The sequence below is a fragment of the Nocardioides sp. P4_G4 genome, assembly GCF_056401085.1.
Map to the genome: position 1 here is coordinate 58,527 of NZ_JBFUKA010000008.1, position 12,317 is coordinate 70,843.

Genomic DNA, 12,317 nt, shown 5'->3' on the forward strand with positions numbered 1-12,317 from the left:
AACCGGTTAGGGTCGCTCCGTGGTGACCATCGGTGTGGCTCTGGCTATCCCCGAGCCGTGGGCGACCCAGCTCCAGGACTACCGCACCGCGGTGGGGGACACCACCGCGACGCAGATCCCGACGCACATCACGCTGATCCCTCCGGTGGAGATCCCCGCCGAGGACCTGCCGGCCGTCGAGGCGCACCTCGTCGGAGCGGCATCCGGGCTCGAGCCCTTCCGGATCCACCTGCGGGGGACCGGCACCTTCCGCCCCGTCTCGCCGGTGGTGTTCGTGACCCTGGTCGAGGGCATCTCGGAGGTCGAGCTGCTGGCGGACGCCGTACGCCGCGGACCCCTGGCCATGGACCTGCACTTCCCCTTCCACCCGCACGTGACCGTCGCCCACCACCTCGCCGACGCGCAGCTCGACCGGGCCTTCTCCGAGCTGTCCGACTTCGAGTGCGAGTTCACGGCCGGCGCCTTCTCGCTGTACGTCCACGACGAGGGTGCGGGGTGGCAGCCCACGCGGGAGTTCGCCCTGCAGCCCACCGCCTGAGCCCGCACCGTCTGATCTCGGGAGTCCGCATGGCACTGGTCGCATCGGTGAAGCAGCGCATCGAGGACGCGCGGGAGCGCTCGCGCCTGCTCGACCACCTCGTGCGCACCGTGCAGCACTACGGCAACGTCAAGGGCAGCGCGCTGGCCGCGGCCGTGACCTACTTCGCCTTCTTGTCCTTCTTCCCCCTGATCGCCGTCGCGTTCGCCGTGGTGGGGTTCATCTCCGGCGCCTTCCCCAAGGCCCAGACCCACCTGGTGACGGCCATCGACGGCGTGCTGCCGGGCATCGTCGGCAACGGCGAGGGGGAGCTGAGCCTCGACACCCTGCAGGGGTCGGCGTCCGGCATCGTGAGCATCGGCCTGCTGGTCGCGCTCTACTCCGGTCTCGGCTGGCTATCGGGCATGCGCGCCGCCCTCGTCGCGGTCTTCGAGGAGCCGGACCAGGAGCAGCCCAACTTCGTCTGGGGCAAGCTCCGCGACATCCTCGCCCTGGTGATGCTGGGCACCGTGCTGTTCCTCAGCGTTGCGGTCTCGGGGGTCGCGACCAAGCTGGCGACGYCGATCCTGGAGTTCCTCGGCCTCGGTGCCGGCGTGGAGCCGTTCGTGTGGGTGATGGGCCTGGCCCTCGGCCTGGCCGCCAGCACGCTGCTGTTCTTCGCCTTCTTCCGGGTCCTCGCCGCGCCGCCCGTGCCAACACGTTCGCTGTGGTCCGGTGCCCTGCTCGGTGCGCTCGTGTTCGAGGTGCTCAAGCAGCTGTCGACTTTCCTGCTGGCTGGTACCAAGAACCAGCCAGCCGCCCAGGCCTTCGGCATCGCGCTGATCCTGGTGGTGTGGATGAACTACTTCTCCCGCGTCGTGGTGCTCTCCGCGGCCTGGGCCCACACGACCCCGGCGGCCCGGGAGCAGCGCGAGCGTGAGGCGTGGCGCGAGGGCGACGTGGAGGGTCCGCAGATCGACGTTCAGCAGGTCGTCGAGCACAGCCCCACCCTCGGTGCCGCCGACCTCTCCACGCACCCCACACGTCCCGTCGGAGCCTTCGCGGCCGGCGCGGCGACCATGCTGGCGCTCGTCGCCGTGATCAGGAGGAAGCAGTGAGCATCACCTTGACCCGCAAGCACGGGGTGTTCCTCGTCGGGGTGGCCGTCTGGAACGCCATCACCTGGGGGATGTTCACCAAGAACCTGTACGCCGCCCACGCGGCCGGCGAGGACCGTCCCGCGGGCTACTGGATCGCCCACTCGGGGCTGATCGTGGCCAACCTGGTCCTCGGCGGCGTCTTCGCCGTCTGGGGTGTCCGGGTGCTGCGCTCGCGCTCCTGACCCTGGTCCTCCCCACCCTCCGCCGGGGGCGGTGAGCCAGCCACATTCCTCGTACGTCGAACGTGGCTGAGCCACCGCTCCCCGAGGGCGGAGCGCGAGCCAAGAAGAACGCACAGGCACGGCACGGGTCCCGTGGCTCCCCAGTGGGCCGCGCGGCGGTGGCGGGAGCGTCCGGCTGGTGGCGAGATCGTGGCCATGTTCGCCGTTCCCCAGGAGTTCCGCGCCGGCCCGTTCACGCGCGCCGAGGCCCTCGCCGCCGGCATCACGCCGCGCGTGCTCGAGGGTGTCCAGTTCGTCCGGGTCCACCACGAGGTCTACCGGCACCGGGACCACGAGTCCTGCTTCGCCGACGACCTCCGCGCGGCCCGTCTGGCCCTCCCCGAAGGTGCGCGGACGACCGGCATCACCCGGATCCAGGAGCTCGGCCTCGACCACGGGCCGCGCACGCCCCTGCACTTCGTCGTCGAGGGGGACCACCACCTCGCCCTGCCCGGCGTGTTCCTGCACCGCACCGTCATGATGCCGCCGGAGGACGGCGAGGGCGTCACCGCGGAGGCGGCGTTCGCGGCGTACGGCGCCGAGGCCCGCACCCTCGACGCCATCAAGGTCGGGTGTCTCCTCCTGCACCTCGGCCTGATGGACGCGTCCCTGCTGGAGGCGCTGGTGTCCGACCAGCCGTGGCGGCGCGGATGTGCCGAGGCGCGCTGGGTGAGAGACGCCCTCGACGACCGATGCCGGTCCCTCCCCGAGGCCGAGCTCCTCACCCTGGTGCGCTTCGCGGGCCTGCCGGAGCCTGAGGTGAACCTTCCCCTGGAGCTCGGTGGGGGTCACGTCGTGATCCCCGACCTCTGGTACCCGCAGTGGCGACGCGCGGTCGAGTACGAGGGCAGTCAGCACCAGGAGGACCGCGACCAGTACACCGGCGACATCGATCGCTACGCGGTGTTCCGGAGGGCCGACATCGACTACGAGCAGGTCACCAAGGAGCGGATGCGCACGCCCCGGGTGGCCATCGGCCGCATCCACCGGCTGCTGCTCGAGGGTGGGTACGACGGCCCGGTCCCGGAGTTCGGGGAGCTGTGGCTGACGTTGTTCCGGCGACTCTCAGACGTCGTACGACCGCGCCCTTCCGGGCGGTGAGTGAGCCACCTTCTCGAGGCGCGAGATGTGGCTGAGTCACCGCCCGCCGGGGTGTCGCCGTACGACGCGCGGGGCAGCGGTCACGCAGCCACAGGACCGAGCGAGGAAATGTGGCTGGCTCACCGCTCCGCGGGAGGAAGGGGAGGAAGCGGAGGAAGGGGAGGAAGGACCCCGGACACACCACTGGCCCGCCAGGACGCGAGTCCGGACGGGCCAGGGAGTGATCGGGAGGATCAGTGACCGTGCTTGAGCGCGGTGCGCAGGTCCTTGTTGAGCTGGCTGATCACGTCGAGCGGGATGCCCTTGGGGCAGGCGGCCGTGCACTCTCCGATGTTGGTGCAGCCGCCGAAACCCTCGTGGTCGTGCTGGCCGACCATGTTGACCACCCGCGCGTCGCGCTCGGGCTGGCCCTGCGGCAGCTCGCCGAGGTGGGTGATCTTGGCGCCCATGAAGAGCGAGGCCGAGCCGTTGGGGCATGCGGCGACGCAGGCGCCGCAGCCGATGCAGGTCGCCATGTTGAACGAGCGCATCGCCTTGTCGCGGGGGACCGGCACCGAGTTGGCCTCGGGGGCCGAACCGGTGTTGGCGGAGATGAAGCCGCCCTGCTGGATGATCCGGTCGAAGGCACCGCGGTCGACGACGAGGTCCTTGACGACCGGGAACGCGTCGGCGCGCCACGGCTCGATGGTGATCTCGTCGCCGTCGGAGAACGTGCGCATGTGCAGCTGGCAGGTCGTGGTGACCTCCGGGCCGTGCGCCTGGCCGTTGATCATCAGGCCGCACGTGCCGCAGATGCCCTCGCGGCAGTCGGAGTCGAAGGCGACCGGGTCCTCGCCGGCGGCGTTGAGCTGCTCGTTGAGGACGTCGAGCATCTCGAGGAACGACATGTCCTCCGAGACGCCGTCGAGCGCGTAGGTACGCATCTCGCCCGTCGCCTCGGCATCGGCCTGGCGCCAGATCTTGAGCGTGAGCTTCACTTGTAGGACCTCTGCTTCATCTCGATCGCGGTGTAGAGGAGGTCCTCCTTGTGCAGGACCGGGCTGCCCATCGAGCTCTGCGGCTCGTTGGGGTCGTTCTCGGGGGCGGTGGCGAACTCCCACGCGGCGACGTAGGCGAACTCGTCGTCGATGCGCAGCGCCTCGCCGTCCTCGGTCTGCGACTCGCCGCGGAAGTGTCCGCCGCACGACTCGCGCCGGTTGAGGGCGTCGATGCACATGAGCTCGCCGAGCTCGAGGAAGTCGGCGACGCGGCCGGCCTTCTCCAGGCTCTGGTTGAGCGACTCGGCGGTGCCGAGCACCCGGAGGTTGGACCAGAACTCGCGCTTGAGCTCGCGGATGCCGTCGATGGCCTTGCGCAGGCCCTCGGCGTTGCGGTCCATGCCGCAGTACTCCCACATGAGGTTGCCGAGCTCCTTGTGGAAGCTGTCGGCCGAACGCTCGCCGTTGATCGACAGGAACCGCTCGATCCGGGCCTGGACCGCGTCGCGGGCGGCGACCACCTCGGGGTGGTCGTCGCCGACCGGCTCGAAGGGACCGTCGGCGAGGTAGTCGCGGATGGTGTTGGGGAGCACGAAGTAGCCGTCGGCCAGGCCCTGCATCAGGGCGGAGGCCCCGAGGCGGTTGGCGCCGTGGTCGGAGAAGTTGGCCTCTCCGGTCACGAACAGGCCGGGGATGTTGGACTGCAGGTCGTAGTCGACCCACAGGCCGCCCATGACGTAGTGCACGGCGGGGTAGATCCGCATCGGGACCTCGTAGGGGTTCTCACCCGTGATCCGCTCGTACATGTCGAGGAGGTTGTCGTACTTCTCCTCGATGCCGGCCTTGCCCAGGCGCGCGATGGCGTCGGCGAAGTCGAGGTAGACGCCACGTCGGAAGTCGCCGACCTTGGGACCCACACCGCGACCCTCGTCGCACATGTTCTTGGCCTGGCGGGAGGCGATGTCGCGGGGGACCAGGTTGCCGAAGGACGGGTAGATCCGCTCCAGGTAGTAGTCGCGGTCCTCCTCGGGGATGTCCCGCGGGTCCTTGTCGCAGTCCTCCTTGTTCTTCGGCACCCAGATGCGACCGTCGTTGCGCAGCGACTCGCTCATCAGGGTCAGCTTGGACTGGTGCTCGCCGGAGACCGGGATGCAGGTCGGGTGGATCTGCGTGTAGCAGGGGTTGGCCATGTAGGCGCCCTTGCGGTGCGCACGCCACGCGGCGGTGACGTTGCAGCCCATCGCGTTGGTGGAGAGGTAGAAGACGTTGCCGTAGCCGCCGGAGGCGAGCACCACGACGTCGGCCGTGTGCGTCTCGACGGCACCGGTGACCATGTCGCGGGCGATGATGCCTCGCGCCTTGCCGTCGACCATGACCAGGTCGAGCATCTCGTGACGCGTGTACGTCGTCACGGTGCCGGCCGCCACCTGCCGCTCGAGCGCCTGGTAGGCGCCGATCAGCAGCTGCTGGCCCGTCTGGCCGCGGGCGTAGAACGTGCGGGACACCTGCACCCCACCGAACGAGCGGTTGTCGAGCAGGCCGCCGTACTCACGGGCGAACGGGACGCCCTGGGCGACGCACTGGTCGATGATGTTCGTGCTGACCTCGGCGAGGCGGTACACGTTCGACTCGCGCGAGCGGTAGTCCCCGCCCTTGACGGTGTCGTAGAAGAGGCGGTGGACGGAGTCGCCGTCCTCCTTGTAGTTCTTGGCCGCGTTGATGCCGCCCTGGGCGGCGATCGAGTGGGCCCGACGAGGGGAGTCCTGGTAGCAGAACGACTTCACGTTGTAGCCGGCCTCGCCGAGCGTGGCCGCGGCCGAGCCGCCGGCCAGACCGGTGCCGACGATGATCACGTCGAGCTTGCGGCGGTTGGCCGGGTTGACGAGCCGGTTCTCGAACTTGCGGTTGGTCCACCGCGTGGCGATCGGGCCGGTGGGCGCCTTCGCGTCGACCAGCGGCTCGCCGGGCGTGTAGTAGCCGGCGGCGTCGTCGGAGGTCTGCACGGAGGGCTGGTTGGTGAACACGGTCCCGGAGGAATCAGTCATGGCCATGTGTCGGCTCCCTTACTTGGAGATCACGCCGAAGAGGACGAACAGGGGGACCAGCGAGAAGCCGCCGGCGATCACGACCGCGAGCACCCAGCCGGCGGTCTTCGCACGCTTCCGGGCGGCGGCGGTGGAGGTGAGGCCCAGCGTCTGCATCGCGCTCCACGTGCCGTGGTGCAGGTGCAGGCCGAGGGCGAGCATCGCCAGGAGGTAGATGATCGTCATCCACCAGAGGTCGAAGGTGTCGACCATCAGGTTGTAGGGGTCGTTGGTCGCCCCGCCGGACGGGTTGATCTTCCCGATGGTGAAGTTGAGGAGGTGCCACACGAGGAAGACCAGGATCGTCACGCCACCCCAGCGCATCGTGCGCGAGGACAGCGAGGATGACCGGTTCTTCTTGACGACGTACTTCTGCGTGCGGGCCGTGGAGGCACGTCGCGCGAGGGCGTACGCCGAGGCGACGTGGACCACGAGTGCCGCGATCAGGCCGACACGCACGATCCACAGCAGGCCCCCGTAGGGGAGGATCGGCTCCCCGAAGGTGCGCAGGTGGTGGGCGTACTCGTTGAAGGCGTCATGGCCGGCGAAGGCCTTGAGGTTGCCGTACATGTGCACGAGCACGAAGCCGATGAAGACGATGCCACTGGCGGCCATCAGGATCTTGAGCGTGATGGTCGAACGGGCCGCCCGAGAACCCTTCACCAGGGTCGGGGCTGAAGTTTGCGTAGCCACGGAGGTCACGGTACCGCCAGCGACCCCGCGTGTGGCCCCGGGGGAGTGTGACATGCGTCCGGTCGGGTGGGCCTCACCCAGTGCGGACGAGAGGTCAGCCGACCGCCGTACGCCGACGTCCGGCGCGGTCGAGGGGTGCGAGCAGCGGGGTGTAGTGGTCGGCCACCAGCTCGCCGCACGCGTCCTGCCAGGTGCGCGTGCACAGCTCGCGTCCGCGCTGTCCCAGCAGGGCGCGGTGCCGGTCACCGGCGACCGACTCGACGGCCCGCCGCAGGCCGGAGCCCGTGGTCGGGTCGTACAGGAGTCCGGTCTCGAGGTCGCGCACCACGCGCGGTGCCCCGCCGGTACGAGGGGCGACGACGGGCACCCCGCTCGCCGCGGCCTCGCGCAGGGAGTGGCAGCACGTCTCCTGCTCGCCGGGATGCACGAGCACGTCGAGCGAGGCCAGCGCGGTGGCGAGCTCGCCGGTGCGCAGCGCCCCGGTGAACCGCGCCTGCGGGACGCGGCGGCGCAGCCATGCCTCCTGGGGCCCGGAGCCGATGACCACGAGCTGCACGCCGGCTAGGTCGGCGACCTCGACGAGACGGCGTACGCCGTGGCGCTCGTGCAGGCTGCCGGCGTACCCGACGACCACGCGGCGTCCCTCGCGGGACCGGGCCCGCGACCACCGGTCGTGCAGCCAGCGGTCCCGCAGCGCCGGGGTGAAGGCACGCGTGTCGACCCCGGGCTCCCACACGGCGGGGTCGAGCCCGAGCCGGTGCAGGCGGTCGGCGAGGAAGTCGGACGTCACGACGAGCCCGTCGGCGCGCGCCGCGACCTTGGCGAGCCAGAGCTGGCGGGTGAGCTCGGTGAGCGGGGCGTGCTGCACCACCAGCGTGGGCACGCCGAGGCGCCGGGCGTGCTTGAGCGCCTTGCGGCCCAACGTGCCGGGAGAGACGGCATGCACCAGGTCGGGCTCGAAGCGCGCCAGCGCCTCGCGCACCTGGCTCCCGGGCCTGTCGAGAGGTCGGATGCGGGCCACCCGGCTGCGCCGGTACGTCGTCAGGCCCGGCCCCGGGGCGAGGAGGAGCACCTCGTGGCCGGCGTCGATGAGGTGGTCGGCCACCTGTTTGAGCGTCGTGGTGGTGCCGTCCACCGCGGGGTAGAACGTCTCGGTCACCAGCGCGATCCGACGGGTCTCCATGGACCGACACTGGCGGACGGGGACCGACGGGGGTGGTCGGCGGGGCCAACCGCAGGTCAACGTCGGGTGAAGCCCGGGGCGCCCCGGTGAGAGGTATGCCATAGGACCGGCCCCTGACCCGACCCGCCCGACGGGCCTATCCTGCGCTGCATGACCGACGTAGAAGGCGGCCTCGACGAGCCGACGGAGCTGGAGCCCGAGCAGGGCTCGCTCCGGCTGGAGTCCCCCGACGACCGGCACGACGCCGCCGCATGGGAGACCGCGGCCGCAGCGGTGCTGCGCAAGGCGCGCCGGCTGGGGGAGGACGACCCCGACTCCGCCGCGTGGGAGGCGCTGACCCGCACCACCCTGGACGGCATCGCGGTGGCCCCGATCGGGACCCGGGAGAGCGTCGCCGACCTGACCACGAGCGGGCGGCCGACGCGCGCCGGCGACTGGGACATCCGGGCCTGGGTCTTCGGCCCGGACGCCGCGGCCGCCCACGAGGCGGTCCTGGTCGACCTCGAGAACGGTGCGACCTCGCTGTGGGTCGAGCTCGGTCGTGGCCTCTCGGCGACCGACCTCGCGACGGTGCTGCAGGGGGTCTTCGCGGACCTCGCCCCGGTGACCCTCGAGGCGCCCGGTGAGCCGGTGGCGGCCGCCGAGGCGCTGCTCGCGGTCCTGGAGGAGCGGGGCGTCGACGCTCACCCGGGCACCAACCTCGGCGCCGACCCGGTCGGCGCCCGCGTGCGCCACGCGACGGACGTCGACCTCGACGCGATGGTCGCGGTCGCCCGACTCGCCCGGGAGCACGGCGTCCTCGGCGTCACGGTCGACGCGACCGCCCTGCACGACCGGGGCGCCACCGACGCCCAGGAGCTCGGCTACGCGATCGCCACCGGAGCGGCGTACCTGCGCGTGCTCACCGGCGCCGGCCTGTCGCTGGAGGAGTCGCTCGGGCTCATCGAGTTCCGCCTCGCGGCCACCGACGAGCAGTTCCCGACGATCGCCAAGCTGCGCGCCGCCCGTCGCCTGTGGGCGCGGGTCGTCGAGCTGTCGGGAGGCGGGGCCGACTCGTCGGCCATGCGCCAGCACGTGGTCACCAGTCGGCCGATGCTCAGCTCCTACGACCCCTGGGTCAACATGCTGCGCGGCACCGTCGCGGCGTTCGCGGCGGGGGTGGGAGGAGCCGAGGCAGTGACCGTCGTCCCCTTCGACGTCACCCTCGGTGTGCCGGACGCCCTCGGTCGCCGCGTCGCCCGCAACACCTCGTCGCTGCTCATCTCCGAGTCGCACGTGGCCCGGGTCGCCGACCCCGCCGGCGGTTCGTACGCCGTCGAGCGGCTGACCGACGACCTCGCCCGTGTGGCGTGGGAGGAGCTCGGCCGGATCGAGACGGCCGGGGGCATCGTCGCCGCGCTGGACGACGGCTCCCTGCTCGCCCGCGTCGAGGACRCCGCTGCGGTCCGGGCCGGCGAGGTCGCCACCCGGCGGCGGCCGCTGACCGGCCTCAGCGAGTTCCCGAACCTGGCCGAGGTGCTCCCCGAGCGCGCCGGCGAGCCCGACCCGGTACGTCGCCACGGCGCGGCCTTCGAGGCGCTGCGAGACGAACCGGCCACGCGACCGGTCTTCCTCGCGACCCTCGGCACGGTCGCCGCCCACACCGCGCGGGCGACCTTCGCCAGCAACCTCCTCGCCGCCGGTGGCATCGCGGTCGAGGTGGCCGGACCGACCGATGGCGTCGAGTCCGTGCTCGCGGCGTACGCCGGGCAGCCGGTGGTCTGCCTGGCCGGGACCGACACGACGTACGCCGAGTGGGGTGCCGACGTCGTCGCCGCCCTCCGCGAGGCCGGGGCGACGCACGTGATCGTCGCGGGCAAGCCGCTGGACGGCGTCGACGACAGTGCAGCCATGGGGGTGGACGCGCTCGCGTTCCTCACCCGGACGAGGGAGGCGCTCGCATGAGCACCAGCGCAGGCATTCCGGACAGCTTCGCGGGACTCCCGCTGGGGGGCGTGGCCCAGCCCGTCGGCGGTGCGACCGCCGGGGACACCGAGGCGTGGGCGAGCCCCGAGGGCATCGACGTCCTGCCGGTCTACGGGCCCGAGCACCTCGAGGGACTCGACGCCCTCGACACCTGGCCGGGCCTGAGCCCGTTCCTGCGCGGCCCCTACCCGACCATGTACACGACCCAGCCGTGGACCGTGCGCCAGTACGCCGGGTTCTCCACCGCGGAGGAGTCCAACGCCTTCTACCGCCGCAACCTCGCGGCGGGCCAGAAGGGCCTGTCGGTCGCCTTCGACCTCGCCACCCACCGCGGCTACGACTCCGACCACCCCCGGGTGCGCGGCGACGTCGGCATGGCGGGGGTGGCGATCGACTCGATCTACGACACGCGGACCCTCTTCGACGGCATCCCGCTCGACGAGATGTCGGTGTCGATGACCATGAACGGCGCCGTGCTGCCGATCATGGCGATGTACATCGCGGCCGCGGAGGAGCAGGGCGTCAAGCCCGAGCAGCTCGCGGGGACCATCCAGAACGACATCCTCAAGGAGTTCATGGTCCGCAACACCTACATCTACCCGCCGGCGCCGAGCATGCGGATCATCAGCGACATCTTCCAGTACACGTCGCAGAAGATGCCCCGCTTCAACTCGATCTCCATCTCCGGCTACCACATCCAGGAGGCCGGGGCGACGGCCGACCTCGAGCTCGCCTACACGCTGGCCGACGGCGTCGAGTACATCCGCGCCGGCCTCGACGCGGGCCTCACCATCGACCAGTTCGCCCCGCGACTGTCGTTCTTCTGGGCGATCGGCATGAACTTCTTCATGGAGGTCGCCAAGATGCGCGCCGCCCGGGCCCTGTGGGCGCGGCTGGTGCGCGACTTCGACCCCCAGAACCCCAAGTCGCTGTCCCTGCGCACGCACTCCCAGACCAGCGGCTGGTCGCTCACCGCGCAGGACGTCTTCAACAACGTCGGGCGCACCTGCATCGAGGCGATGGCCGCGACCCAGGGCCACACCCAGTCGCTGCACACCAACGCCCTCGACGAGGCGATCGCGCTGCCGACCGACTTCTCGGCCCGCATCGCGCGCAACACCCAGCTGCTGCTCCAGCAGGAGTCCCGCACCACCGAGGTCATCGACCCGTGGGCCGGCTCGTACTACGTGGAGCGGCTCACGCACGACCTCGCCGAGCGGGCGTGGGCGCACATCCTGGAGGCCGAGCAGGCCGGCGGCATGGCGAAGGCCATCGAGCAGGGCATCCCCAAGATGCGCATCGAGGAGGCGGCCGCCCGCACGCAGGCGCGGATCGACTCCGGCCAGCAGAAGGTCATCGGCGTCAACACCTACCGGCTCGCCGACGAGGACCCGCTCGACGTGCTCAAGGTCGACAACGACGACGTCTACCGCCAGCAGATCGCCAAGCTCGAGCGGCTGCGCGCCGAGCGCGACGACGACGACGTACGCCGTGCGCTGGAGGCCCTGACCCACAGTGCCGAGCGCGGTGCGTCCGGCGACGGCTCCCTCGACGGCAACCTGCTGGCGCTCGCGGTGGACGCGGCCCGGGCGAAGGCGACCGTCGGCGAGATCTCAGACGCGCTGGAGAAGGTGTACGGCCGCCACCAGGCCGTCATTCGTACGATCAGCGGCGTGTACCGCGACGAGGCAGGGTCCGCCCCCGACGGCAAGGTCGCCCAGGTGCTGGCCGCGACCGAGGAGTTCGAGGAGGCCGAGGGCCGGCGCCCGCGCATCCTGGTCGCCAAGATGGGCCAGGACGGCCACGACCGCGGCCAGAAGGTGGTGGTCACCGCCTTCGCCGACCTCGGCTTCGACGTCGACGTGGGGCCGCTGTTCTCCACGCCCGAGGAGGTCGCCCAGCAGGCGGTCGACGCCGACGTGCACATCGTCGGCGTCTCGTCCCTGGCCGCCGGCCACCTCACGCTGCTGCCCGCGCTCAAGCAGGCGCTGGCCGACCAGGGCCGCCCCGACATCATGATCGTCATCGGCGGAGTGATCCCGCCCGACGACGTGGCGACCCTGAAGGACATGGGTGCCGCGGCGGTCTTCCTGCCGGGCACGGTCATCGCCGACTCGGCGCTGGACCTGCTGGCCAAGCTCCGCTGATGGCGGTCCCCGACGTCGCGGCGCTCGTCGAGGGCATCCGGGACGGGCAGCGGTCCGCGGTCTCCCGCGCGATCACCCTCGTCGAGTCGTCGCGGCCCGACCACCGGGTCGCGGCGCGCGAGCTGCTCACCGAACTGGGCGGCACCACCGGTTCCACCCGGGTCGGCATCTCGGGCGTCCCCGGTGTCGGCAAGTCGACCTTCATCGAGGCCCTCGGCACCACCCTCACGGCGGCCGGTCACCGGGTCGGCGTCCTGGCGGTGGACCCG

Annotated in this window: 10 protein-coding genes and 1 pseudogene; 7 read left to right on the forward strand and 4 right to left on the reverse strand. The window is 71.4% G+C overall.

Translation table 11 applies throughout. The features are described from left to right. The first annotated feature begins 19 nt into the window (after positions 1-19). The 4 genes from AC1DQF_RS03455 (at position 20) to AC1DQF_RS03470 (ending at position 2,999) form a co-directional block, all read left to right on the forward strand. Entirely contained in the window at positions 20-538 is a 519-nt protein-coding gene (locus tag AC1DQF_RS03455; protein ID WP_477523814.1) for a 2'-5' RNA ligase family protein, read from the forward strand. A gap of 29 nt (positions 539-567) precedes the next feature. After that, complete coding sequence (locus AC1DQF_RS03460; RefSeq protein WP_477523815.1) at positions 568-1,635, forward strand: YihY/virulence factor BrkB family protein; 1,068 nt, start codon at positions 568-570, stop codon at positions 1,633-1,635. Continuing rightward, positions 1,632-1,859 (forward strand): SCO4848 family membrane protein, encoded by a 228-nt coding sequence (locus AC1DQF_RS03465; protein ID WP_477523816.1) that lies wholly within the window; start codon positions 1,632-1,634, stop codon positions 1,857-1,859. Before AC1DQF_RS03460 ends, AC1DQF_RS03465 begins: the two co-directional genes overlap by 4 nt. A gap of 195 nt (positions 1,860-2,054) precedes the next feature. Beyond that, positions 2,055-2,999 (forward strand): hypothetical protein, encoded by a 945-nt coding sequence (locus AC1DQF_RS03470; RefSeq protein ID WP_477523817.1) that lies wholly within the window; start codon positions 2,055-2,057, stop codon positions 2,997-2,999. 233 nt (positions 3,000-3,232) lie between these two features. Here the strand turns inward: AC1DQF_RS03470 and AC1DQF_RS03475 are convergent, their stop codons facing one another. The 4 genes from AC1DQF_RS03475 to AC1DQF_RS03490 all read right to left on the reverse strand — a co-directional run bounded on the left by AC1DQF_RS03475 (position 3,233) and on the right by AC1DQF_RS03490 (position 7,936). Continuing rightward, on the reverse strand, positions 3,233-3,976 hold the full coding sequence (locus AC1DQF_RS03475) for a succinate dehydrogenase/fumarate reductase iron-sulfur subunit (RefSeq protein ID WP_477523818.1): 744 nt from the start codon (positions 3,974-3,976) through the stop codon (positions 3,233-3,235). After that, positions 3,973-6,021, reverse strand: a complete 2,049-nt coding sequence (locus tag AC1DQF_RS03480; protein WP_477523824.1) for a fumarate reductase/succinate dehydrogenase flavoprotein subunit — start codon at positions 6,019-6,021, stop codon at positions 3,973-3,975. Before AC1DQF_RS03480 ends, AC1DQF_RS03475 begins: the two co-directional genes overlap by 4 nt. An 18-nt stretch (positions 6,022-6,039) precedes the next feature. Then, positions 6,040-6,753, reverse strand: a complete 714-nt coding sequence (locus tag AC1DQF_RS03485) for a succinate dehydrogenase cytochrome b subunit (protein WP_477523819.1) — start codon at positions 6,751-6,753, stop codon at positions 6,040-6,042. Between the two features lie 94 nt (positions 6,754-6,847). After that, positions 6,848-7,936 (reverse strand): glycosyltransferase, encoded by a 1,089-nt coding sequence (locus tag AC1DQF_RS03490; protein WP_477523820.1) that lies wholly within the window; start codon positions 7,934-7,936, stop codon positions 6,848-6,850. 150 nt (positions 7,937-8,086) lie between these two features. On the opposite strand from AC1DQF_RS03490, the gene AC1DQF_RS03495 reads away from it, so the two are divergent. The 3 genes and pseudogenes from AC1DQF_RS03495 to AC1DQF_RS03505 form a co-directional block, all read left to right on the forward strand. Further along, positions 8,087-9,880, forward strand: coding sequence for a methylmalonyl-CoA mutase family protein (locus AC1DQF_RS03495; RefSeq protein WP_477523821.1), 1,794 nt, complete (start codon positions 8,087-8,089; stop codon positions 9,878-9,880). Further along, a complete protein-coding gene (gene scpA, locus AC1DQF_RS03500) occupies positions 9,877-12,048 on the forward strand; it encodes a methylmalonyl-CoA mutase (RefSeq protein ID WP_477523822.1) in 2,172 nt (723 codons plus the stop codon). Before AC1DQF_RS03495 ends, scpA begins: the two co-directional genes overlap by 4 nt. After that, positions 12,048-12,317: pseudogene (locus AC1DQF_RS03505) on the forward strand (methylmalonyl Co-A mutase-associated GTPase MeaB); the annotation flags it as partial. The gene scpA and the pseudogene AC1DQF_RS03505, both read left to right, overlap by 1 nt.